Source organism: Pseudomonas sp. p21, assembly GCF_001642705.1.
Taxonomy (GTDB): Bacteria; Pseudomonadota; Gammaproteobacteria; order Pseudomonadales; family Pseudomonadaceae; genus Aquipseudomonas.
Window position 1 is genome coordinate 44,024 of record NZ_LWBV01000005.1, and the last position, 24,603, is coordinate 68,626.

General features: G+C 59.9%; 20 protein-coding genes and 2 pseudogenes. 7 read left to right on the forward strand and 15 right to left on the reverse strand.

Annotated elements, in window-relative coordinates; all coding sequences use genetic code 11:
- Position 1 precedes the first annotated feature (1 nt).
- From A4C63_RS15790 to A4C63_RS15830, 9 genes are all read right to left on the reverse strand, one after another.
- A complete protein-coding gene (locus A4C63_RS15790; RefSeq protein WP_063913479.1) occupies positions 2-766 on the reverse strand; it encodes an SDR family NAD(P)-dependent oxidoreductase in 765 nt (254 codons plus the stop codon).
- Positions 763-1,500, reverse strand: coding sequence for a 3-oxoacyl-ACP reductase family protein (locus A4C63_RS15795; protein WP_063913480.1), 738 nt, complete (start codon positions 1,498-1,500; stop codon positions 763-765). Before A4C63_RS15795 ends, A4C63_RS15790 begins: the two co-directional genes overlap by 4 nt.
- Before the next feature lie 9 nt (positions 1,501-1,509).
- Complete coding sequence (locus tag A4C63_RS15800) at positions 1,510-4,380, reverse strand: aminotransferase class III-fold pyridoxal phosphate-dependent enzyme (protein ID WP_063913481.1); 2,871 nt, start codon at positions 4,378-4,380, stop codon at positions 1,510-1,512.
- Between the two features lie 38 nt (positions 4,381-4,418).
- On the reverse strand, positions 4,419-5,630 hold the full coding sequence (locus tag A4C63_RS15805) for a beta-ketoacyl synthase N-terminal-like domain-containing protein (RefSeq protein WP_063913482.1): 1,212 nt from the start codon (positions 5,628-5,630) through the stop codon (positions 4,419-4,421).
- Positions 5,627-6,925, reverse strand: coding sequence for a beta-ketoacyl synthase (locus A4C63_RS15810; protein ID WP_063913483.1), 1,299 nt, complete (start codon positions 6,923-6,925; stop codon positions 5,627-5,629). Before A4C63_RS15810 ends, A4C63_RS15805 begins: the two co-directional genes overlap by 4 nt.
- The gene (locus A4C63_RS15815; protein ID WP_063913776.1) at positions 6,922-7,836 is read right to left on the reverse strand and encodes a hypothetical protein; all 915 of its coding nucleotides are present in this window, start codon (positions 7,834-7,836) and stop codon (positions 6,922-6,924) included. The genes A4C63_RS15810 and A4C63_RS15815 overlap by 4 nt, the downstream gene beginning before the upstream one ends.
- A 169-nt stretch (positions 7,837-8,005) precedes the next feature.
- Positions 8,006-9,280, reverse strand: a complete 1,275-nt coding sequence (locus tag A4C63_RS15820; protein WP_063913484.1) for a beta-ketoacyl-[acyl-carrier-protein] synthase family protein — start codon at positions 9,278-9,280, stop codon at positions 8,006-8,008.
- Between the two features lie 11 nt (positions 9,281-9,291).
- Complete coding sequence (locus tag A4C63_RS15825) at positions 9,292-9,861, reverse strand: acyl carrier protein (RefSeq protein ID WP_063913485.1); 570 nt, start codon at positions 9,859-9,861, stop codon at positions 9,292-9,294.
- A 585-nt stretch (positions 9,862-10,446) separates the two neighbouring features.
- Positions 10,447-10,905 (reverse strand): DUF6196 family protein, encoded by a 459-nt coding sequence (locus tag A4C63_RS15830; protein WP_063913486.1) that lies wholly within the window; start codon positions 10,903-10,905, stop codon positions 10,447-10,449.
- Positions 10,906-11,029: 124 nt separating this feature from the next.
- Between A4C63_RS15830 and A4C63_RS15835 the strand changes: the two genes are divergently transcribed.
- Positions 11,030-11,944: a LysR family transcriptional regulator gene (locus A4C63_RS15835; RefSeq protein WP_063913487.1), complete on the forward strand. Its 915-nt coding sequence runs from the start codon at positions 11,030-11,032 to the stop codon at positions 11,942-11,944.
- An 8-nt stretch (positions 11,945-11,952) separates the two neighbouring features.
- On the opposite strand, the pseudogene A4C63_RS27055 reads toward A4C63_RS15835, so the two are convergent.
- The 5 genes and pseudogenes from A4C63_RS27055 to A4C63_RS15855 all read right to left on the reverse strand — a co-directional run.
- Positions 11,953-12,033 (reverse strand): annotated as a pseudogene (locus tag A4C63_RS27055) (AraC family transcriptional regulator); the annotation flags it as partial.
- A 53-nt stretch (positions 12,034-12,086) separates the two neighbouring features.
- Positions 12,087-13,784 carry a 2-isopropylmalate synthase gene (gene leuA / locus A4C63_RS15840; protein ID WP_063913488.1) on the reverse strand — a complete coding sequence of 566 codons (1,698 nt, stop codon included), beginning with the start codon at positions 13,782-13,784 and terminating at the stop codon, positions 12,087-12,089.
- 486 nt (positions 13,785-14,270) lie between these two features.
- Positions 14,271-16,040: an alkaline phosphatase family protein gene (locus A4C63_RS15845; protein ID WP_063913489.1), complete on the reverse strand. Its 1,770-nt coding sequence runs from the start codon at positions 16,038-16,040 to the stop codon at positions 14,271-14,273.
- 278 nt (positions 16,041-16,318) lie between these two features.
- Positions 16,319-16,798: a GNAT family N-acetyltransferase gene (locus A4C63_RS15850; RefSeq protein WP_063913490.1), complete on the reverse strand. Its 480-nt coding sequence runs from the start codon at positions 16,796-16,798 to the stop codon at positions 16,319-16,321.
- Positions 16,799-17,053: 255 nt separating this feature from the next.
- The gene (locus A4C63_RS15855) at positions 17,054-17,383 is read right to left on the reverse strand and encodes a DHCW motif cupin fold protein (protein WP_063913491.1); all 330 of its coding nucleotides are present in this window, start codon (positions 17,381-17,383) and stop codon (positions 17,054-17,056) included.
- A gap of 372 nt (positions 17,384-17,755) precedes the next feature.
- On the opposite strand from A4C63_RS15855, the gene A4C63_RS15860 reads away from it, so the two are divergent.
- Both A4C63_RS15860 and A4C63_RS15865 read left to right on the forward strand, forming a co-directional pair.
- Positions 17,756-18,001 (forward strand): DUF2790 domain-containing protein, encoded by a 246-nt coding sequence (locus A4C63_RS15860; RefSeq protein ID WP_082888342.1) that lies wholly within the window; start codon positions 17,756-17,758, stop codon positions 17,999-18,001.
- 48 nt (positions 18,002-18,049) lie between these two features.
- A pseudogene (locus tag A4C63_RS15865) lies at positions 18,050-18,575 on the forward strand (alpha/beta hydrolase fold domain-containing protein); the annotation flags it as partial.
- Between the two features lie 98 nt (positions 18,576-18,673).
- Here the strand turns inward: A4C63_RS15865 and A4C63_RS15870 are convergent.
- Positions 18,674-20,065 (reverse strand): LLM class flavin-dependent oxidoreductase, encoded by a 1,392-nt coding sequence (locus tag A4C63_RS15870; protein ID WP_063913493.1) that lies wholly within the window; start codon positions 20,063-20,065, stop codon positions 18,674-18,676.
- Between the two features lie 626 nt (positions 20,066-20,691).
- On the opposite strand from A4C63_RS15870, the gene A4C63_RS15875 reads away from it, so the two are divergent.
- Genes A4C63_RS15875 through A4C63_RS15890 form a run of 4 tightly spaced genes read left to right on the forward strand, consistent with a single transcriptional unit; the run spans position 20,692 to position 24,592 of the window.
- Positions 20,692-22,101 (forward strand): circularly permuted type 2 ATP-grasp protein, encoded by a 1,410-nt coding sequence (locus A4C63_RS15875; protein ID WP_063913494.1) that lies wholly within the window; start codon positions 20,692-20,694, stop codon positions 22,099-22,101.
- Positions 22,102-22,104: 3 nt separating this feature from the next.
- Complete coding sequence (locus A4C63_RS15880) at positions 22,105-23,055, forward strand: alpha-E domain-containing protein (protein ID WP_063913495.1); 951 nt, start codon at positions 22,105-22,107, stop codon at positions 23,053-23,055.
- A complete protein-coding gene (locus A4C63_RS15885; protein WP_063913496.1) occupies positions 23,052-23,831 on the forward strand; it encodes a transglutaminase family protein in 780 nt (259 codons plus the stop codon). Before A4C63_RS15880 ends, A4C63_RS15885 begins: the two co-directional genes overlap by 4 nt.
- A gap of 41 nt (positions 23,832-23,872) precedes the next feature.
- Complete coding sequence (locus A4C63_RS15890) at positions 23,873-24,592, forward strand: proteasome-type protease (protein ID WP_063913497.1); 720 nt, start codon at positions 23,873-23,875, stop codon at positions 24,590-24,592.
- Positions 24,593-24,603 lie beyond the last annotated feature (11 nt).

The following is a 24,603-nucleotide window of genomic DNA, read 5'->3' on the forward strand; positions in this document are numbered from 1 at the left end:
GCTACATTCCCAACCCGGCACCGCCGTCGATCATCAGGCTTTGCGCCGTGACGCCACTCGCCTGCGGGCTCGCCAGATAACGGACCATGGCCGCCACTTCGTCGCCCTGAATGAAGCGCCGCAGGGGCAACTTCTTCTTCGCATTGCGCAGGATTTGCTCGTGGGTGATCCCGGCGATGCGCGCTTGCGCCGCCAATTCGCCTTGCAGCATCGGTGTGTCGATCCAGGCGGGCAGGATGGCATTGACGGTGATTCGCCGTGGCGCCAGGTCCAGCGCCAAGGCTTTGGTCATGCCGATGATGCCGTGCTTGGAGGCGCAGTAAGCGGTGTTGCGGACCTTGCCCGCTCGGCCGAGGATCGACGACATGTTGACGATCCGCCCACCATCCGCCATCAGTGGCAGGCACAACGAAGTGACGTAAAAGGTGCCGTTGAGGTTGATCGAAATCACCTTGTGCCAGTTGTCGAGGTCTTCAGGTTCGTTCTCGTCGCAGACCCCGGCGCTGTTGACCAGCACATCGACAAAGCCGACCCGGTTGGCCAGGCCCTTGAACAGGAGTTGCAGGCTGGCGAGATCGGCGATGTTCGCTTCATGGGTTTCGATGCGAGCGGCAAATTCGCCCTCCGTGACCCACCTCTGCAAGGTTGCCAGATCCCGATCAAGCAAGATCAAGAGGTGCTCGGCCTGGGCTGCAAAATTTTCCGCGACGGCGCGGCCAATACCATTGGCCGCGCCGGTAATCACAATCGTGCGTGCCTGGCTCATAGCATTTTCAATCCGCCGTTGACGGACAAGACTTCGCCCGTGACGTACAGGCCGCGCTCGGCCAGATACAGCACCGCGTCGGCAATTTCTTCAGGCCGGGCGAACCGTTTGATCAACAGCCGCGACTGGATTTCCTGCTCATGGGCGCCGACCAGGGCTTCGCTCATGTCGGTGCTGACGATGCCGGGCGCCACCGCGTTGACCCGGATGTTGCGCGGCGCCAATTCCACCGCCAGTGCGCGCGTCAATGCTTCTACACCGCCTTTGGCGGCGGCGTAGTTGCTCTGGCCTCTGCCGGGCTTTTGCGCGGCCACGGAACTTAGGTTGACGATGCACCCGCTGCGCTGGCGCATCATGCAGGGCAGCACCTGCTGACAGCACAACAACGTACCGACCAGGTTGGTCTGGATGACCTCGGTGATGTCGCTCAACGATTGCGTGGCGAGCAAACCGTCACGGGTAATACCGGCGTTGTTGACCAACAAGTCGATACGCTCGAAACGCTGCTCGACCCGTTCGAAAAACGCCTGAATGCTCTGCGCATCCTTGACATCACACTGCACGGCCAGGCACTCCCGGCCGAGCCCTTCGACCTGCGCCTGCAAGGCAGCGGCTGACGCCTCGTCACGGACATAACTGAAGGCAACCTGATAACCCGCGCCGGCCAGGGCCAGCACGATGGACTTGCCAATGCCGCGACTGCCGCCGGTCACAACAGCTATTTTGTGAGTCATGACCGCTCCTTAAAGTGAGTTTTGAGTTTTGAATTGCGCGAGGCTGAAGCCGTGGATCGCGGCCAGTGCGCGGACCTGCTGAACTTGCTCACGGCTGATATCGCCGTATGAGCCGTGCTGGCTCATGCCGGACAAGCCCATCAATACCGACTCGGCCATGCACGCATACAGCTGACCTTTTTTCAGGTAGGCCCGCACGTTGGGCGCCAGGCCGTCGTCGAACGGCGTCTGGACGATGCCGCCGTGCATGTAGAGCACGTCTTCGCGCTGGCTCGGCAGGTCTTGATGGACGTTCAGCGGCACAGCGATATCGCAGATCACGCTGCGCTCGGCGAAATGTTCGGCGCCGAGGAATGGCTGAGGCGCATTGGCCGCACACAGGACAACCCGTGCGCCCTTGAGGGCGTCGAGATCGTTGGTGACCGTGATGAAAGCGTTCGCGCCAAGGCGCTCATCCACCAGACGGGCAATGTGCAAACCCAGGTCGGCTTTTTGTCCATGTGAGCGCAACAAGTCACAAAAACCATCAAGGGTCAGCAGTCGCTGCGCCAACCGGTCGTGTTCGGCCGTGCCCTTGAGGATCGAACGGGCCGCGTCGGCGTAAATCAGTTGGGCAGTTTTCTCCAGGCGCCGAACCGAGCCGTCACGACCGCTGCCAATCAGAATCAGGTGATCGACGGTGGCGGACAGCACCGAGGCATAGGTCGAGGCAACGTTACCGGCGGCACCGACAACGGCAGCGGTTTGCTCGCGCAGTGCCAGACCTTGCTGTACGCAGCCTTGCTCGATGGCTTCGAGCCCCATGCCGATGGTCAGGGCATTGCCGGACGTCAGCGCCATGTCGGCAATCTTCAGCGCCTGACAATTGTTGGTGACGATCGAGGTGTACATCCCAAGGCCAGCGATGCTGCAGCCATCGGCGCGGGCATCGGTGACACGTCTGCCGACTTCTTCGCGAATGCTGTCCAGGTCGCCGCTGAGGATGTACTCGGCCATGGCATCCGAATCCATGCACAGCGGGTACAACGTGAACTCCACCGCCATGCCGAGGCGCGACCGAATGATCACCGGGCCGACTGGCGCAGCGCGGCGCTCAGGCTTGGTGCGGTTGATGAACGTGCGTTTTTGTTCCGGGCTCAGGGCTGCCAGCGAGGGATCGACGTCACCGAGAATATCGGCATCGATCAGGTGGTTGATGAACGCTACCCGAGCGACGACTTCGACCTTGGCATCGATGTTTTCAACGGGCTCGGCCACCCGAAAATCGTCCTGACGGGCTGGCACGGCGGGAATCGAGTCTGCGCAGATACCCGCGGCCAACGGCAACGCATCGCCACGGCGCAGCATGTCGCAGACCCGTTGCAGGGCACCGATCAGCCGGTCGATCTCGCTCAGGGTGATACAGGCTGGCGGCTCCAGGCGAATCACGTTGGAGTTGCTGCCCGACGGTGCTACCCGCAACGCTTCGAACTGCAACAAGTAACCGGCGATCAAGTAACCCAAGGCATCGTTGTACTGGGCCGACGCCTGTACCAGCGAGCTGCTGACACTCAAGTCGTGCAGTTCCAAACCCACCAGCAAGCCACGCCCGCGCACATCGGCGATCACATCCGGATAGGCCATCTTCAGTTCATCGAGCGAGGCTTTGAGGTAGGCGCCCTTGGTGCGGATGTCTTTGAGCATCGCGTCATCATTGGCGAACAACCGGCGCAATGCCGACAGTGCGATATGGCAGGACGGATCGTCCTCGGCGAAGGTCGAGCTGTGGATGTAGCTGAACTCGCCTTCGTAGTGGCTGCTACGGATCACCGTCGCGGCGATTTTCATCAAGCCGCCACCGAGGGCCTTGGACAGGCAGTAATAGTCGCCTTGCAGGTTGAACTGGCTGCTGGCAAGAAACGTCCCGGCGCGACCAAAACCCGACTGTACTTCATCGACGATCAGCGGGCATTGTTGCTCGTTACACAGCTTGCGCAGCCCCAGGTAGAACTCGGCCGCGAACTCGTTGATACCGCCTTCGCCCTGAATCGGCTCCATCAACACGGCAGTAATCGCACTGAACGGCAGTTGCAGCACGTTCAGGTGTTCGCCGTCCCATTGCAGGCTCAACCAATGGTGCCTGTGCCGGGCAGGCAATTCCTGCAACTGATAGGGCTGCTGTGGGTCGATGAACTCCACGTTCAGACCAAAACGGGCAAACGGCGCGCGGTACTGACGGCCATAGGTCAGTTGCACGGTATTGACCAATTTGCCGTGGAAGCTGCCGCGCAGGGCGACGAATACCGGTTCGATGTGCAACTGCGCCAGGTTGTGTTGGCGAACGGCTTCAACCACCTGACGCAAGGTCACGCTGTTCAGGTTGGCCGGCAGGACACCTGCAGGCAGGTCGAGGTCGGCCACATCCAGCTCGCGGTATGCGCGTTCGCTGGCGGTCAGGCTGGCCAGGGTGAAATCGATGTCGTCGAACTGCTTTTGCAGGCTCTTCTGGCGACGGAACTCCGCGTGCTTGACGGCGATTTCCACTGCCTCCGCGCCACTGTTGGAGAACGTCGAAATATAACGTTCGGTGTTCTTCAGTTCGCGATTGAAGGCGTCGCTGAGCTCTCGCCCCAATTGCCCGGCCGCACCGCGGATCGACATTTGTGCGTTGAACGGCACGTCGCTGCGTAGCAGCGCACATAGCTGATCGACAAACTGTGGGTCGTTGTGGCCGAACAGTGCCGCACCGTAACCGCCGAGAAAGTCGGTGACCGTGACCATGTCGCCCTTGGGGTTGCGGTAGAACAACTGGCTACCGAGAGCGCGCTGAAACTCACACTCCAGGCCCAGTGCCTGGAGCAGGCCGACGAATTTGGGCCGAACGAAATCGCGATAATCCATGACAGTCATATCCCTTGAAAGTAAAAAAGAGGCGGTAGTCAGCGGCAGTCCTGAGTGACCTTTGCGCTGTAGAGCACTTGATAGGCGGCGCTGAATCCGTTGTCGTCGCGGTTCAGCACCAGGCAATGCGCAAGGCTCGCAGCGTGGGGCGCGCCCTGAATAAACGGCAGGTTCGCCACTGGATGCTGCAGACCGGCAATCGGTGGCACGCTTTGGGCCTGCAATGCGCAACGCGCAAGTATCAGATCCACCAGGCTCGGCGCCGCGCTGAGAATGCCGTTGATCGCCAACCCGCTGGTGATGTGCGAGGCGCGCGCAAGGGCCAGCGTCTGGCACAACATGCGGTCTTTGTGCGCATCGCCGGTGCCGCTGCACACCAACACATCGGTTGGGCTGTCGGGCAGGCTCAAGCGACTGAGGGTGGCATGGGCCGTCATGTCGGCGAGGCACGCCTGAGGACCGGCCGGCAGGTCTTCGCGCCGGCGCAGCACCAATGCTGCCGCGCCCTCCCCGGCAATGCCGCCGGTGCCCCGAAGGTCAAACGGCAGTAGAGTGTTCGAGCCGTTGGCGCTGATGACACCCGCCTGGACCAACCCGGACAGCGCCAGGGCGTCCAGCTCGCTGCCCGCGCCAACAACGATTGCCGCGTCAATTCGGCCATCCTGCAAAGCGGCCGTAGCCTCACGCAAGGCTGCCAGGTTGCCGGCGACACCTTGCATATAGGCGTTGCACTCACCCACCAGTTTCAGCGCCAGGCTGGTGACACCCAGCAAGCAGTTGCTCAAGCCTTTGAGCACCAGAAAAGGGTCCTGGGCACGGTCTTGCAGGATCCGTTTGGCGAACGCCGCCATGTTGGCGACGCCGTCCTGCCGACAGCCGAGCAACAACTCGGCATAGGATTCCAGAGACGGATGGGTGTAGCCGCCCTGACAGCAATACAAACCGAAACGGACATCCGGCTGCTCATCGGCCAGGCCTGCTTCTTCCAACGCCTGACGTACCGCGCTGACACCCCAGATCACTGCCGGCGTGCAGTAACGCTGAAGGTTTTGCGCAAGGTCTTGTCGGCTGCGTTGGTGGTCCTGATCCTGAATTTGCCCGAACGCCACCACGCGTTCGCTGCTGAACCGTCGGGCGTTCAGCGCCGAAATTGCACTGCGCCCTTCGGTTGCAGCCGCCCAGAAAGACTCGACACCCCAGCCGCTGGGCAACACGCAACCCGCACCGGCAATCGCGACCGCCTGTTTCATTGCGGCGCCTCCTGGTACTTGCCCAGCGCCAGCGAAGTGTTGAGGCCGCCGAAACCGAAGGAGTTGCTCAGGGCAACGTCGACCTTGCGCTTGACCGCTTGATGGGCGCAGTAGTCGAGGTCGCATTGTTCGTCGGCATCATGCAGGTTCAGGGTCGGCGTGACCCGATCATCCCGGCAGGCCAGGGCCGTGAGCATGAACTCCGGTGCTCCGGCGGCCGCAATCAGGTGGCCGAACTGGGATTTGTTGGCCGTCACCAGCAACCGCCGATAATGTTCGCGCTCGGCGAACAGGGTCTTGATCGCCAGGGTTTCGGCGGCATCGTTGAGGGGTGTCGACGTACCGTGGGCATTGATCAGATCGACCTGTTGCGGTGCCAGCCCGGCATCCGTCAGGGCCGCCTGCATCGCCAGCACCGCTCCCCGGCCCTGCGGGTCGGGTGCGGTGATTTTGTAGGCATCCAGACTGCTGCCGAAACCCAGCACTTCGGCGTACGGCGTTGCCCCTCGGGCGAGCGCCCGTTCGAGGGTTTCGAGCACTACAAAACCACCGCCTTCACCCGCAATCAAGCCACTGCGATGGCGGTCGAACGGCCGACACAGTTCGGTGCCCCAACGCTGTTCGCTGCTGGCGGCGCCGAGCAGATACAGCGCGGTCATGGTGTCCAGGCTCAGCACCGAATCAGCGCCCCCGGCAATGGCCAGCTCGACCTCGCCGCGACGGATCATCTGGAATGCATTGCCGATGGCCTGGGACGCTCCCGCGCAGGCGCTGCTGATATTGATCACCGGGCCTTCACTGCCGATGCCATCGGCAATCACCCGTGCAAGGCGGTCGTTGCTCTGACACAGTGAACTGTCAGGATCGACCTGCGCCTGTCGCGCCATCAATTGAGCCCAGGACGGCGCCTGCGCCGGGTTATCCGCCAGGCTGAGCAGCATGTCCTGCAAACGATGAGCAGGTGCGCCGGACGCTGACAATACCGCCGCGCCACGCAATTGTTCGGGGCTCAGGCCACTGTCGGCAATGGCTTGGGTGGCCGCGACCCAACCAAAGCGGGTGCGCTTTTCCAGCGACAACCGCCAGGCCGGATGGTCTTTCAAGTGTGCCGGCATCAAGCTCATGTCCACGGGCGCTGCGTAACGCACGGGGAACGCACCCGCCTCGACGCCTTCCGGTTGCCATGGCCGAATGCAATGCTCGCCGGCCAACATTTTTTGCCACATGGACTGCCACTCGAAGCCGAAGCCAGTGACGGCGCCCATGCCCGTGATCACGACCCGTGTGGGGCTCATGGGTAACTCTCCATTGTCTCTGTGTCCGACGACGTTCTGGCCAGCAGCACCGCGCCCCAATGCCCGCCTCGGCTATGTTCGAGCAACAGCGTGTAACGGCTGCAATCCAGTGCCCAGGTCACAGCGATTTCGCTGAGCAAGGCGCTGGCACCCAAGTCACCTACCAACGCCTTGGAGTGTTCGAGGGTGTGCCCCGATCGGGTAAACAACGCGGCAATCTGCGGATCCTGTGCATCGGCGACAACTTGCCCGACATCGCTGAGGCACAGGTTTTCGTTGCTCAAAGCACGCTCAATGACGTCGCGACCAACCGCCAGTCCACGCTCGGGTTGCGCGCTGTAACCACGGGCAAACCCGGCAATGCGCAACGCAGATTGAGCACCGCTGCCCGGGTTGGTCGTCAGCAACAGTGCCGCAGCACCTTCGCCGAAAACCCACGAGCCGGGGTTCACAGGTGGGTGAGTAGCGTCACGCAGGTACAACGCCGGGGTGATGTTCGGACTGCTACTGACGACGACGGCAGCATCGGCACGGCCTTCGCTCAGATGGGCGGCGGCCTCCATCAAAGCATCCAGCCCCGCATTGCCCTGGGAGCAAAAACCGCCCATGGGCCCCTTGCAACGCAAGGCCTCAGCGGCGTGGGCCATGACGCTGCTGTTGAGCATCATCAGCGCATGCAGCGGCGGTGTGTGGGCAAAGAATTGCGCCAACAGATCTGCCGGTTGTGCGCCAATGGCCTGCACTGCATCCCAGCACGAGCTGGGGCCATCCACTTCCGGAATGGCAGCGATCAATGCGATCCGCTCGTCGGGCAGTTCCAGCCCACGCAAGGTCTCGGCGAGACGGCCGGCGCAATACAGCAGGCGCGCACCCTGAGGCTCGAGGCTGCGGGACAGCTTGCGGTCGTACACACCAGCCGGCAAGGCGGGCGCTGCGACACAATGAGCCAGGCGCGCCGGGTCGAAATCCAGCGGTTGCGCGGCCTGAGGTTGACTGTCACGGGACGCACATTCAGTACCGGCGGCGTTGAGTACCGACGCAGCGGTGATATAAACAGCGGTTGAATTGGATCTGGTCATGTCATGCCCTGCCCAGCACCAACGAACTGTTCACGCCACCAAACCCGAAGGAGTTGGAGAGCACGACATTGATCGGTTGCTGCAACGGTTCGCAAAGGAATTTCAACTCCGGAAACTCGGATTTTTCCGGCTGAAAATTGAGGGTCGGCAAGGCCACGCCCAACTGAATGCTCATCAACGACAGCACCGCCTCAATGGCACCACTGCCGGCCAACGAGTGCCCTACGGCAGATTTGTTGGCGGTAAACGTCATCTGCTCCAGGGTTTCGCCGAAGACCTGCGCCAGGCCCAGGGCCTCGCAACGGTCATTGGCCTGTGTCGACGTACCGTGAACATTCACATGGTCCACAGCCGCACTGGTCAGTTCGGCATCGGCCAGGGCCGCCGTCATGCAGGCGGCATACTTGCTGCCGTCGCGGCTGCTGGAGGTGATTTTCTCTGCCTCGCACAGATTCGCGTAACCCAGCACCCGGCCCAGCGAACAGGCCTGACGACGCTCGGCATGCTCGCGGGATTCCAGCACCAACAGCGCCGCCCCTTCACTCAGCACAAAACCGCAACGGTCCGGCATGAACGGCCGGCTCTGTTCTTGTGGGGAAAAGTCCGTTCGCTGGCAGAGTGCGCCCAGCCCATCAAAGCTGTAGTAGGACAATTCATGGGCCATCAACTCCACCGCGCCACACAACGCCAGGTCGATCTCGCCACGGGCGATCGCTCGATAGGCGCTGCCGATGGCCATGGTGCCGGCGGCACAGGCATCGGAATGTGTGGAGACATGGTCACGAACACCCAGCCATTCGGCGAGATGGCGGGTTTGCTGATCAACCCGCCGGGCAAACGCCCCACCGCTGAGGGTGTGGTTATCCAGGTACTGGTCGAGATCGACCCGCCCCTGATCGTCCATGTAACGGCTGGCGTCCCGCAAATCACCGCTCGCGCAATATTTGTTGGTGCCAACGAAAATGCCGCTGGCGACTCGGGCAAATGCGCCGTCGGCCAACCCGGCATGGGCCAGCGCCTGACGGGCCACGTAATGCGCCAGCCATTCCTGGCGAGAGGTGGTCTGCAGATCGCCCGGAAAGGCCGCCGCGATGACCTGCCATTGTTGCTCATCGATAAATCCGGCGGCCGGGTTCGCAAACCCCAGTTCGACAAACGCCGGGTGCTGGCGAATGCAGGAACGGTTTTCGCCGATCGTCTTGAACAGCGAGGCCGCATCCAGTGCCGTGGGAGCCACCAGGCCATAGCCGGTGACCAGAACCTCTCTGGCCTGCATCAAGGCAACCCCTACGCCGAAGCCTTCAACTGGGTGGCCGCGTACTGCTCAACCAACAGACGCGAGATCGAGTCACCGTCCAGAGGGGTCAGGCGAGCACTGCAACCGCCACACACCACTTGTTTGCGTTCATTGAGTTGGGCATGAACCGCGCCACACTCCGGGCAGGTCTCGGGGAGGTAGTTGAAAACGTTATGGCATTGCTGCGCCCAGTTACGCACGGTGGTGGCCGAGAAGACATCGCCCGGCTGCATGCCCGCGTGCAACTGGCCCGGCGCATAAGCGCTGAGGCTCTGCTCCAGCAAGGCCACGCCGTCCTGCGTGATTCGGCCATTTTCAACAAACCGGCTGGCGTCGCCGAACACCGCTACCGCGTGATCCAGCACGCTGGTTTTCGGCAAGGTGCAACCGTACTGACGGCCCAGCTGGAAGCTCAGGTCGACGATGTCCAGCGAGTCGGCGCCGAGGTCGTCAACGATACTGCTGTGCTCTGCCACGTCCCCCCTATCCAACACCAGCAACTGCGCAAGAATCTCCTGTGTACTGCTGATAACGCTGTCCAATTCCAACGGATTGTTCATTGGTTGTTTCCCTACAAAAGCCGCATTGAATGAATAAAGTCATCGGGCCAAAAAAGCTGTTTTCAGGCCAGGTCTATCGAGGGCCGGGAGTCTAAAGTCTCCCCCTAAGGGGAGAGTCAACGTGCCACCATTCTCTTTTTGTGAGAAATCCCGACGCGCCCTGAAACCTTTGATTTATGCAGCTCAATGGTGCTTGGAGAGGGATCGTAAAATGACAAAATCGATTGCTTGAAACAGCACGATAGTTCCAGAAGTGGGATATCACCGTACTCGCAAGCACCAGAGGCACCATGCGCAGCGGAACGGTTTTCTTAGGGTCGTGAATCTCGTCGATCAGTAGGTTTTTGCCCGCGTTCACCGGCTTGCCGATCAGGTAATGAACCAGCCCACCGCATGGCCGGCCACAGGCAACAGCCAGATGGCCCAGCGGTGGGTTGCACGCCATTGGGTCGCGTGATCGAGGAAGAACAGAAACAGCGCGGATGCCGATCCCGCAAGAAGCGCTACGGCGCGGGCAAGCACCAGCCATAGTCTGCTGGGGGTATCGAAGGGTATTTTTGGGGGAACTCCCGAACACCGCCCCCTCTATCGATCCCCCTTCATTTTCCCGGCCCGACGATCAAGCAATGCCTGGATCTCCATGAAGACATCCGAAGCCAGACTGGCCGGGACGCCCCAATAATCAAAGATCCCACCCTCATCTCGGTGCTGGCCACACGTGACGAAAACACCTGTACCAAAGCGCTGTTTCAGACGAGTTGCCAACCAGCCTACGAACCCGCTGTTGTCGGCGCCCTCGGGGAAATGGAAACGGAAGACGCCGAATAACTCCTGGTCGACGGCTTCGCAAGGGACCAGTTGACTCCACACCTTGTCATCTCGAACGAGGGCCAGTGCGTCAGGATCTACCGCACGTGGAAAAGATGACAAAGGAAACTCCAAAAACGCATACGTGCCGGTAAAGAACCGGACACGCGCCTGGGTCGACACGCGTAGCAGCCGGCGCTCCGTCTCTTCTGCCGTTTCATGCGATATGTTCACCATTTCCAGATCTCCGCTCCAAGAAGTACAAGACGCTTACTTTGATTGACCCGGGACATGTTAAGCAGGAAGATCTTCAAGATAAACGCTCGAAACAGAACAACATTGACAACTAAAGGTTGTAAATATGGACAAGCTGAAAAGTATGGCGGCGTTCGTGGCGGCAGCCGAATCAAACTCTTTTTCGGCAGCGGCGGCACTACTGGGCGTAACCCCGCAACTGATTGCCAAACAGGTTGGCAATCTGGAATCTCAGTTAGGTCTCAAATTGATCACCCGAACCACCCGCCGTCAAAGCTTGACCGCCTTGGGTGAAGCATACTATTCGCGCTGCAAGGCAATCCTGAGCGACGTTGAAGACGCCGACGCGCTGGCGCTGGCAGCGAACTCAACGCCACGCGGAAAAATCAGGATCAGCGCACCCTATAATTACGGCTCGCATCGATTAATCCCATTCCTTACCCAGTATCTAACGCGTTACCCCGAAACGGAAATCGAGTTGGAATTGACAGACAGGCTTGTGAACATCGTGGAAGAGGGATTCGAAGTCGTCTTCCGCTTGGGAAAACCCCAACTGGCTGACAGTGCAGCATTAGTTCAACGCGGCTTGAAGCCTTTCAGGATGTTCGCCTGCGCCTCCCCTGCTTATCTGTCGCGCAGAGGAACGCCGGTCCATCCTGAGCAACTCGTGGACCATGATTGTCTGGGCTACCTGTTTTCCGATCGAATGACGGACAAGCTTTGGCGATTCACCCAAAACATGCAGACGTTCACGATCCCCATTGCGAGTCGACTGAACGTCAACAACACCCAGGCCAAGGTGAACGCGGCATTGTCGGACTTCGGTATCACGCTCTGTGTCGAGGACGTGCTCATGCCCTACGTGCAACGAGGTGAATTGGTCGTACTCTTTGAGGACTTCGAAGGGCCCACCTACCCCGTCAACCTGATCTACCCAGCCGACCGTCGTCCCTCGGCAAAGGTCAGGCACTTCATCGACGAAGCCGTCGATGCGTTGGGCAGAAGCAGCAGCGAGGCCTGAAGGGTAGCAGGCAAGCCGTCAGCCAGACGAAGCTGGCTAAGCATCATTCGGGCGCGGGCCCGCCACTCGCCATAGGACATACCGACCTCCACGACTTCAGCATGCTCATAATCCATTCCCAATGCTTCCATGCACTATCCCCTCAAGCCGTGGCGGTCATGCTATTGACGGTATTGAGCAAACCCAGGCGCGTGGCACGGCAGACAGCACTCACCACAGCCTTGAGTGATGCCTGAAGTGTGCTGCCGTCCCTACCCACGCCAAACAGCAACTGGTTGTTGACACGTATCTCGATGTAAGCGATCGCCTCGGACTCAGCACCATCGCGAACAGCGTTCTCGTGGTAATCGGCAATATTGAAGACCAGACCTTGCTGGGCGAACGCATGGACCAGTGCGGCCAATGGGCCGTTGCCCTTGCCAGCAAGCGCCAGGCGTTCACCATCGACCACCAGTTGAGCGTCAAGGTAAGTGCAGGCTTCGTCAGTGGTGACCATGGGGTGCAGCAAGACGTACGGATTACCCTGCTCCAGGTAGTTTCTGGTGAAGCACGACAAGATCATCTCGTTGGTGATCTCCCTCCCTTCACTATCGGCAACCTGCTGCACCAGCCCGCTGAACTCCATCTGCAACCGGCGCGGCAGGACGATACCATGCTGCTCCAGCAGGTAGGCCACACCACCTTTGCCCGACTGGCTGTTGACCCGGATGACGGCCTCATAGCTGCGCCCCATGTCGGCAGGATCGATCGGGAGGTACGGAACCTCCCAGAAACCGTCGGGGTTTTTCTGCCGATGGGCGAAGCCTTTCTTGATAGCATCCTGGTGAGAACCAGAGAATGCCGTGAACACCAGTTCTCCCGCATAGGGATGACGCGGATGGGTCGGCAACTGGTTACAGAACTCGACCTCACGCTGGACGTGGATGATGTCGGAAAAATCCAGCACTGGACTGATGCCACTGGTATAGAGGTTCATAGCCAAGGTCAGGATATCGACATTACCGGTTCGCTCACCGTTGCCGAACAAGGTGCCCTCGACCCGCTCGGCTCCTGCCAGGCAAGCCTGCTCGGCGGTAGATACCCCGGTGCCACGGTCATTGTGCGGGTGAACACTGATGATCACGCTGTCGCGCTTGCGTACATGCCGGCAGAACCATTCGATCTGGTCGGCGAACACGTTGGCGGTCGAAACCTCCACGGTGGTAGGCAGGTTCAGGATCATCTTGTTGGAAGGCGACGGTTCGAATACATCGATCACCGCTTCACAGATTTCCAGACCGAAATCGAGTTCGGTGAAGCAGAAGGTTTCAGGTGAATATTGGTAGGTCCAGTGCGTCTGCGGATTGGCCTGCATCAGCGCCTTGATCTCCCTGGTGGCCTGAGTGGCGATGTCGATGCAACCTGCCCGATCCACGCCGAACACCACATCACGAAATACGGGAGCCGTTGCGTTGTACACATGAACGATGGCCCGTGGCACCCCCTTGAGCGCTTCGAAGGTTCGTTCGATCAGGTGAGTACGGGCCTGAGTCATGACCTGGATAGTGACATCCTCGGGGATACCACCGCTCTCGATCAATTCACGCACATAGTCGAAATCGGTTTGCGATGTTGCCGGGAAACCCACCTCAATCTGCTTGAAACCGACCTTCACCAACAGGTCGAAGAATCGACGCTTGCGTTCGGCGTTCATCGGTTCGATCAGTGCCTGGTTACCGTCCCGCATGTCGACGCTACACCAAGTGGGAGCGACCTTCTGGACCCGATTGGGCCATTGGCGGTCTGGCAGGTCGACTGTGGCGAAGTGGCGATATTTACTTGAAGGATCCTTCAACATCATGGCGGCTTTCTCCTATGCCTGTGCACACCCTGTAGTCGCCCGTAGAGGGCAAGAGCAAACATTGGATCCAATTTACACCATGCCTGGCTTAAGCCGATTGCGTTTTTCAGCAACACCCTGCCTAATAGAGACTAACTATTGTTCGTTTTTTGATAATGTTGGCGTTTTATTTCATGAAAACAAAAAAAACAGCTCTCAGATCACTTTCAGCATCACCTGCACACCCTGGGCAAATGCTTGCGCCAGGCGAGAAGAATCCCACCGGAAACGCCTTTGCCATTTTTTGTGCGCTTTCAAGGCTGTCCCACATTGCCAAGTCCGCGAAGACTCAGTCGTCGCTCATAGGGCAGTCGGCACGGTAGTCAATCAAACCAGGATCAGTGGCTCATACTGACACCGCCCTCTTAAACCCTGACCCTGGCTTTCAAAGCACTCCGCACCAATCCCTCGCTCTGAACGCTGTAACTGCTGTGCACCTGAGTTGCTCTATTTCTGAGCCGGTTGCACCGCTTGCAGGTGATTGGAAAAGCCTGCCTCGGTTTCACAACGCCAGGTTGCCCAGAGCTTGGATCCCGCCTCGCCCCCCACGTCCAACTCAAAGGCCAACCAGTTCCGAGCTGGCATCACGTACCGATTAAACCCCGGGAACAACATCATCTCGACACAGTGCTGCACGTCGATGGACTGGACCTTGCTTGCGGTTTGGTTCAGCAACTGCAGAAAAAGCCGCTCGGCCACTCCAACCAACGACGGATGCACCACGCCTGACGAAGTAAACTGCTGAATCTGCGCCCAATTCGACGTCGGCGGAATATCCCGACGATAGCAACTGCCCCACGCCGCCACATGCACGTCTCCGGAAGCAATGGATACACGCAGCATTCTCTGCTCAGCAATACGGGTCAGTGACTCCAGGAGTCGCTTGCGCTCCCCCTCGTGGTCCCCGTGCGACCAATGATCCTTGAGGTCATCAGCATTACTGTCGAGCACATGATCCTGCCCAAACGTATCGAGTAATCCTTCAGCCAGTGACAATTTGGGGTGCGCGACCGGCACCGAGGACATGAAGATCAAGTGCTGACATTTGCTTCCCGGATGAGCGGGTGTGCCGTCACGCAGTGTGCGGAGCCAAGCCTGCATGGCAGTCCAGGTATTGGCCCCCATCACCTGGGTACGTGAACGCTCAGTGCGCAAATCAGCAACAAACAGCGACACCGGCCCCAGGTGATAGCCGAAACTGAAGCCTGGTTGGCCATCCAGGAGCGGCAAGGCCAATTGATCTCCTTTTAATCGTGCACTCCATTGCACCGGCTCATACTGTGGATCCTGCTGGGAAACGTTCGCGCGCTGGAGCAATTGCTGCTGTGGCAAATCATCAAGCGCATGCTGTAACTGAAACACCCAGAACGCCTTACGTGCATGGCGCATCAACACCTGGAACAACTCACAGTGCTGCATGGCTGGGCTGTATGACCCCCAACCGTCGAAGATATCGTGATCATCCCACATCATCACCGTAGGAATTCTCGCCATCGCATCAGCTGCATCCAGATTTGGCCTGGCGTGCCCCCAGTCACGCCGTGTATCGGGTAGCCAACGATTGGCATAGAGGCCGAAATAGTAAGCTTCTATCTCCTTCTCCAACGCTGCGCTCACCTTGAACGCCAGCTGCTCCTTGCGCGACAGCCCAACCCATCTCTTGAGAGATTTTATATCCTCCCAGATCGAGTCAAAGTAAATCTGATCTCCCCCCATCAGAAGTAATTGGAACCGCTTCAACCCCTTGTCATGGATTCGTCCTTCGTGCCAAAGCTGCTCCTTGTCCAGCACGTAACCGGCAGCCCGCAACTCACTGTCATGGTTGCTGATCAGGTCGGCCCAGACGGCGTTTTCAGGGCGTACCAACTTGCGCATTCCACTAGGGTCCGAAAAGCCATTGCAAGAGACGTAGGCCATTCTCGGGGCATATTCTCGACCGGGAACGGAGAACTGCCATCGCGGCCCTTCAACGCCTATACCGAACTGAACCGTTCGCTCCTCCTCCTGCTGATCACAGCTCAGGTCATATCGGAGGATGGTTTCCTTCGGACGCTCCAGCAAAACTTTCGGCGCTGGACAAGCCCGCCCTTCAATAAAAAATGCAGGGAATACAGAACCTCTTGCAACCCCGACCAATGCGGTCACTTGCCATTGTCCCGTTTTGCTGACGCCTCGAAAGGACAGCACGGGCCCCACAGTAAAGAGTGCTTTGGACATCCCTGTTATCTCCCTTCAAGTTCAGCAGCAATAACGTTGACAATCTTGGCGCGCGAAGCGGCTCTCTTGGCCAGAATCTGCGCTTCACCTGTTTTTGTCACATCAGCGCACTCCCGGCATTGCGGTTTAAAGCTTTGAGCCGACGCTCATTGCAAGAGTAGAGCTACTGCTGCGACAGTCAATCCCTTTGCTGAGTCGTCCACTAGCGGACAATTGCCGTTTGCGGCAGACCGCTTTCGACCCAAAACGGACACACCGCTAGTAGGTAACTCTGTGAATCAGTTTCCGATCCAGAGCATTGTCTGAACCGCAATATGCGGATGACTTTCTAACGGTTCCCATTCATCCAGGAAAGTAAAACCCTGCTTCAGATAGAAATTCGAGGCTCTTGCATTGTCGGGAGAGGCGTCCAGAAAAACGCGATCAAAGCCTTTCACCGTCGCGCGAGCTTTTACGGCTTCTACCAGCTGAGCTGCCGCGCCAGAGCCCCGTGCAGCAGGTTCAACCCACATCCCGATCAAGTTAAAGCGATTCGCACTACTGACTGCGGCACCGATCATTCCAACAGGTCTGTCTTGCTCGAAGGCCAGCCAGAATTCTGTTCCGGCTGATGAGGCTCTTTCTTTCCATTGCTCGTCATTGTATGCGGCGGCAGTCTGATAACTCACACCAAACGCCGTTGGCGTGTCCAAAAGCGCAGCGAGTCGGACTTGCTTTAATAGCATCCAATCTTTTGTTTCCGTCGATCGAACGTCCATGGTCTTCCCTGGAAAGTTAGAGTCACCTCAACGTCTCACAAGAGTGTCGAGGGACCAACTAGGTTCTCGTTGTGCAATGACCGCTTCTGGCCGATTACTGCCCTCTCGCGACAGGCCGCTTTGGGACGATAGCGGTCAATCGTGACCGGCTACTTTCGTCCCAAAGCAGCCCTTCACGGATGCCTGCTATCCTGATTGCGGCTGCATGGCCACAAACAGATTGTCTGGGTGCGTCATGCAGGTCCGCCCGCACTGCTAATCCACAATGAACAGCTTCGCCCCGGTGGCGGTGAATGACCGATGTCCCTCAGCATTATTACCCACCTGATAGCTCATGCCCGGCGTCAGTGTGAACTGACGACCATCTTCCAGTTCTGTATGCAACTGACCCTCCAGGCACAACAGAATATGTCCCCTCCAACACCAGTGATCGGCCAAATAGCCAGGGCTGTACTCGACCATCCGCACGCGCGCTGAACCAAACTGGCAGGTACGCCAATAGGCTGTGCCTGTCTGACCGGCATGTGCTACCGGTTCTATCGTTGACCAATCGGTGGTACCGAAGGGGATTGCAGTGAGATCCATTGTTACCTCATCGAAATACAATAAATGCAGACCGTATCAATCTGGCAATGATGCCGATAGACACAGACGGCCCGCATTTATGGAATACAGATGCCCTCGCCGCTTCGGACGTGAACGGTTGCGACTACTGCGCTGCCATCCCTGACCAACTACCTGAACAACATCGCCATTACCGATATCGACTTCCCGCCGGCGGCACGCTAGCAAAACAACCCGACGACCGCCGCCCAGCGACGGAGGCCGGGGCTGATGCAGCGCTTCGATCGGCACGATAACGGAAATATATTTTGTGCGCTAATTATTATCGCGCAATATACCAGTCAACCCACAAGCAATCGCTGATCCCACTACTCAAGCTAACGGAGCATGACCATGAACTTCAGCAAAGCAATCGCCATCGCCACCTTGACCTTCGGCGCCAGCGTCGCTGCCTTCGCCCAGACCGCCTCGCCGTACCAGTACGGTATGCACCTGGACATCGCCCAAGTGATCGCCGTGGACGCGCCGGCCAACGCCAACGGGCACGCCACCACTGCCACCCTGACCTACCGTGACAGCGACGGCAATGTGCAGAAGGTCAGCTACCTGCGCCCGACCACCTACGCCAACCAGAACTGATCATCCTACCCAGCGCCCCCAGGAGCTTGACCATGGAACTCTCCCGCTCCGGCATCCAGGTCGAGCGCTGCACTTGCCACCCGCTGGGTTGCCGAAAACGGCAGGCAGATTGGCGTCGATGGCAGGCATCTGGCGGTGGTAGGCAACAGTGTTGGTGGCAACATGGCCGCGGTTGTCGCGCTCAAGGCCAAGGAGGCCGGCACGCCGAAGCTGCGCTTCCAGGCCCTGCTGTGGCCGGTGACCGACGCCAACTTCAGCAACGGCTCATACCACCAGTTCGCCGAGGGCCATTTCCTGACCCGCAACATGATGCAATGGTTCTGGGACAGCTATACCACCGCCCCCAGGCAGCGTGACGACATCCACGCCTCGCCGCTGCGCGCCAGCCTGAAGCAGCTGAAAGGAAGGCGAAGCCTACGCCCGCAAGCTTGGCGCTGCCGGTGTACCCGCGACGGCCGTGCGCTACAACGGCATGATCCACGACTTCGGCCTGCTCAACGTACTCGGCCAGGTGCCCGGTACCCGCAGTGCGATGGACCAGGCTGCCCGGGCGATCAGACAGCATCTGCGGTGATAGTGGTTCACGACCGGTGCGGCTTGCCCGCATTGGTCGTGGTTCCGGGCTACCGAGAACAATCCGCTCCTACAGGCGGGCATGGAAGATGGCGATTTCTATTGCTGATCGCCGGCGCTAGCCGAGCGGAACGAAGCGCCATACGCGCTGGCCGGCAAGCGGTTGGCCCCATCGGCCCTCAAGCGGGAGCGGAACGTCCCGCTTTGCGGCCGGCTACGGTAAAGCCCTCGTTTCTGTAGCTCTGGCACCACCAGTTCGACGAAGTCTTCCAGTGTGCCCGGGCTGGTCAAGGGATTCAGCATATAGCCACTTGTGCCCGAGATTCGCGCATGTTCTTCAATACGGTCGGCTACCTGCGTCGGCGTGCCCACCAGGATCAGGTCCGTGCCGCGGGTGACGTTGGCAAAGCGCTGCCTCACATCGCCTGCTGTTAACGGTTTGCCGCTGCCGTCGGGGCGCATCATGTAGGAAGTAAGACCTTCGGTGTGGGTCGCCAAGGCATCGCTGTCGGCATAGCGGTTCAAGTCGATACCGGTATCGCCGGCATAGCTGACCAGCTGTGCCTCCAGGTGATAGTTGCTCTGCAACAAATCGTACTTGCGCTGAGCCTCGATCTCGGTTTTGGCTGTGACTATCCGCAACACGGTCAGCGACTGCACATCCGCCCGGGCGCGCCCGCGCGCTTCGGCCATGCGCCAGATTTCCTCCAGGCCCTGGCGGATTTCGTGCGGGTTCGATTTGGCAATAAAGACCAGCTCGGCATGCTTGGCGGCGAACTCGCGCCCTCTGCCAGACCAGCCAGCCTGTATCAGCAGCGGCGTTCGCTGCGGCGAAGGTGCGCTGAGGTGCGGCCCGGCTACACGATAATGCTCGCCCATGTGGTTGATCGGCTTCACTCGGTCACCCTGGGCATACAGCCGACGTACTTTGTCGGCGACTACGGCGTCGTCCGCCCAGCTGCCCTCCCAAAGCTTGTACACCACATCCATGAACTCTTCGGCCCGCTCGTAACGGTCGCCATGCTTGATCATCTGTTCGAGACCATAGTTGCGCGCAGCACTGGGCAGATAAGAGGTGACGATATTCCAGGCGATCCGGCCATTGGTCATGTGGTCGAGCGTACTGAACCGTCGGGCGTGGCTGAAAGGGTGTTCGTAGGTCGTGGATACGGTAGCGCCGAATGCCAGGTTACGGGTAATGGCGGCCAGGCCTGGAATGATCATCAGCGGATCGTTGGCAGGCGCCTCTACCGCCCACTTCACGGCTGCCTCTGCGTTGCCGCCGAACACATCGTAGAAGCCCAGCACATCGGCGAAGAACAGCATGTCGAGGTTGGCCTGGTCGGCAATACGCGCCTGATTCGCCCAGAATTCAAAGGTGTTGGCGGCCAGACGTTCGTCGGCCGGGTGAGTCCAGAGACTCGGTGCCCCGCCACAGCCGACACTGGCCTGCTCATAGAGGGCGAACAAAAGGGGGTTCGGATCGGACATCATTATTCCTGTACTCGATGGGGCGATCGACAAGCTCATCACTGATGCTGAGCGGGCCTGAAACCATTAAATAGGAATATTAATTTGTTCTGTAATAATAATTAGGAATAAAAATATGCACCGGATTTTCCTCACGTCGGGCGACAAGCCTGGACAACCGCACTCAACGGCCATCGACCTCGCGCCAAGCCCCCCTCCCCGTTGAACCCATGGCAGCCATGGTTCGAAAGCGGTGAGCCTCAGCCCTGAACCCGTGGGCCGGTGTTGCATCGGTTTGCTTCAATTCGGGTCAAAAGCTGAAACCGGGGTACATCGCGCGCCTTTTTGATGCAAGCCCCACGATCCACCTGGCCCGCATAAGCAAGACTGCGCGCCGCGCAACCGTTGAGAGGCGCGATAAAAACCCGAGGGATCAGTAGCTTACTGCTACATACTGGCCTTTTCCGTACTGTGCCGGGCTTTAGGCACCTTCATTGCAACGGCCTCTTGCGTGCACAACGCACCAGCAATTGATTGGATTCGAGGCTCACCGCAGACACAGCACCCACCGACCCCAGCAAGGCCGCACCCTGATACACGTAGAAGAACCGCAATGAAGCTGCCGGCAACGGTGGCAAGGAGTGGGTATGTCCCGGGCATTTTTCAATGAAATGTACGAAACGAACGGAGTTTGCCGCCCGCATTACCAAGAGTTCGCCCGTTGGTTGGCAAACACCCCGCTGGAGTTACTGGAGCAACGCCGACGCGAAGCAGACCTGCTGTTTCACCGCGCCGGTATCACCTTCACCTTGTACGGTGACAAACAGGACACCGAGCGCCTGATCCCCTTTGACATCATCCCGCGCAGCATTCGCGCCAGCGAATGGCGCATGGTCGAGCGCGGCTGTATCCAGCGGGTGCACGCCCTGAACCTGTTCCTGCAGGACATCTACCACGACCAGCGCATCCTCAAAGCCGGCATCATCCCGCCGGAGCAAGTGCTGGCCAATGAAGGCTACCAGATCGCCATGCAAGGCCTGGGGCTGCACCGTGGGCTCTATGCCCATATCGCCGGCGTCGACCTGGTCCGCGATGGGGACGGCAGCTACTTCGTGCTGGAGGACAACCTGCGCACCCCCAGCGGGGTCAGCTACATGCTCGAAGACCGCAAGATGATGATGCGGCTGTTCCCCGAGCTGTTCGCCGCACAGCGTATCGCCCCGATCGACCACTACCCCAACCTGCTGCTGGACACGCTCAAGAGCGCCAGCCCACTGGACAACCCCACCGCCGTGCTGCTCACACCTGGCCGCTTCAACAGTGCCTATTTCGAGCATGCCTTCCTGGCTCGGGAAATGGGTATCGAACTGGTCGAGGGCGCGGACCTGTTCATCCGTGACGAGCACGTCTACATGCGTACCACCGCCGGTCCGCAGCAGGTGGATGTGATCTATCGCCGCCTGGACGACGATTACCTCGACCCGCTGTCGTTCAACCCTGACTCGATGCTGGGCGTGCCGGGGCTGATCTCGGTATATCGCGCCGGCAACGTGGTGCTGGCCAACGCGGTGGGTACCGGTGTGGCAGACGACAAGTCGATCTACCCGTATGTCGACGACATGATCCGCTTCTATCTGGGCGAAGAGCCGGTGCTGAACAACGTCCCTACCTGGCAGTGCCGCAGGCCTGCAGACCTGTCCCATGTCCTGGCCAACCTGCCCGACCTAGTGGTCAAGGAGACCCAGGGTTCCGGTGGCTATGGCATGTTGGTCGGGCCAGCGGCAACCAGCGCACAGATCGAAGACTTCCGCGCCCGCATCAAGGCCCGCCCGCATGCCTACATCGCCCAACCTACCCTGTGCCTGTCCACCTGCCCGACCTTTGTCGACAGCGGCATCGCACCGCGCCACATCGACCTGCGCCCGTTCGTGCTGTCTGGCAGTGAAACCCGACTGGTGCCAGGCGGCCTGACCCGCGTGGCACTTCAGGAGGGCTCGCTGGTAGTCAACTCGTCGCAGGGCGGCGGTACCAAGGACACCTGGGTGGTGGAGGACTGAACCATGCTTTCGAGAACTGCTTCCGACCTGTACTGGATGTCGCGCTACCTGGAGCGTGCGGAGAACCTTGCGCGCATGCTCGAGGTCAGCTATTCGCTATCACTGATGCCCCAGGCCGGGCGCAGTGACGGCCATGCCGAGCTGGCCATGTCGCTGCTGGCATCCGGAACGCTGGACGACTACCGCCGCCGGCACACCGAACTCGATACCGAGCGCATGCTGCACTTCTTCGCCCTCGACGCGACCAACCCCAGCAGCATCTATTGCTGCCTGCAGGCGGCCAGGACCAATGCCCACGCAGTGCGTGGCCGCATCACCGCCGACATGTGGGAGAACATCAACGCTACCTGGATCGAGATGCGCAACATTGCCAGCAATGGCCTTGGCCGTTACGGCATCAGCCAGTTCTGCGACTGGGTCAAGGAACGCTCGCATCTGTTCCGCGGTGCAACCTCAGGCACCATCATGCGCAACGACGCATACAGTTTCATCCGCCTGGGGACCTTCCTGGAGCGAGCCGACAACACCCTGCGCCTGCTCGATGCACGCTATGAAATGTTCGGCGAGGCCTCTGAAGAGGTCAGCGATGACTCTGCCCGCGGCTACTACCAATGGAGCGCCCTGCTGCGCGCGCTAACCTCCTACGAAGCCTTCAACGAACTCTATCGCGCCGCGCCCAGTGCACGGCCGGTATCGGAGCTGCTATTGCTGCGGGTCGACGTGCCCCGCTCGCTGCATGCCTGTATCGAGGAACTGGACCAGATCCTTGCCTGCCTGCCGGGCAGCACCGGGCGCGCCGCCCAGCGCATGGCCGCCGAACTCAACGCTCGTCTGCGCTACACCGCGATCGACGAAATCCTCGAAGCGGGGTTGCACCCGTGGCTGAGCGACTTCATCGGACGCATCAACCAACTGGGCCAGGCGGTCCATCACTCCTATCTGGAGGTCGTATGAAACTGTCCATTCGCCACGACACTACGTACAGCTACGCAAGCGATGTCTGCAACAGCATCCAGTTCCTGCGCCTGACACCCCGCAGCAGCGAGCGCCAGCGCATCAATGAATGGCAACTGGACCTGCCCTGCAAGGTCAACGGCCAGATCGACCCGTATGGCAACATCCTGCATGTACTGACCCTGGACAAACCCCACGGTCACCTGGCGCTGACCGCCAGCGGCCAGGTGGAGATCGACCCGGAGCGCGAGCAGGAGGCCGGCGAACATTCTCCCCTGCCATTCCTGCGCGGCAGCCACCTGACCCAGGCCGATGACGCACTCAAGGCCTTCGCCAAGCGACACTGTGGCGAACACCGCGACCGAGCGGCGCTGGTCGGGCTGATGCAAGCCCTGGCCGAGCACATGCCATACAGTCCCGGGGCCACGTCGGTGGGCACCACCGCCATCGAAGCGTTCGGCGGCGCTGCCGGGGTCTGCCAGGACCACACCCATGCATTCCTCGCCTGCGCACGTAGCCTGGGTATTCCGGCACGCTACGTCTCCGGTTACCTGTGCACCGAAGACGAGCAGCACCTGGCCAGCCATGCCTGGGCCGAAGCCTGGGTCGATGACGCCTGGTACAGCTTCGACATCACCAATCGCCTTACCCGGCCAGAGCGTCACCTGAAGCTGGCAGTGGGCCTGGACTACCTCGATGCCTGTCCGGTCAGGGGCGTGCGCCGCGGAGGTGGCGCCGAATCGATGCAGGCCAGCGTGCACGTGCATCGCCAGTGACAGGCGCTGCACCCGTTCATAAAGAAAACAAGGGAAACAGCATGACCTATTGTGTCGCCATGCACCTGGCGGACGGGCTTGTCTTCATCAGCGACTCACGCACCAATGCGGGCATCGACCAGATCGCCAGCTTTGCCAAGTTGTTCGTGTTCGGCGTGCCGGGGGAACGCCTGATCGTGCTGCAGACCGCTGGCAACCTGGCGACCTCGCAATCGGTGGTGAACCTGCTGCAGCAACGCACCCGGGGCCCCGGCCCCCACCTGCTGAACGTTGCCACGCTCTACGATGCGACGGTACTGGTTGCCGACACCCTGCGCGAAGTGGTCGGCCGTGATCGCAGCAAGCTGTCGGCCGGAATCGACCTGAGCAGTTCGTTCATCGTCGGCGGCCAGATTGCCGGCGGCGCCATGGGCATCTACAACGTCTATGCGCAGGGCAATTTCTTCCAGGCCACGCCGGACACCCCGTTCCTGCAACTGGGCGAAAGCAAGTATGGGCGGCCGATTCTGGACCGTAACCTCGGCTACCAGATGCCTCTCGATGAAGCGTTGCGCTGTGGCCTGATCTCGTTCGACTCGACCATTCGCAGCAACCTGTCGGTGGGTATGCCGTTGGACCTGTTGGTATATCACAAGGACAGCCTGGAAACACCGAAACGCCAGCGTATCGCCAGCGACGATGCCTATTACGAGCAGATACGCAGGCAGTGGAGTGACGGGCTCAAAAGACTGTTGGCCGAATTGCCACCGCCGCCGTACTGATTGGCAGGGCC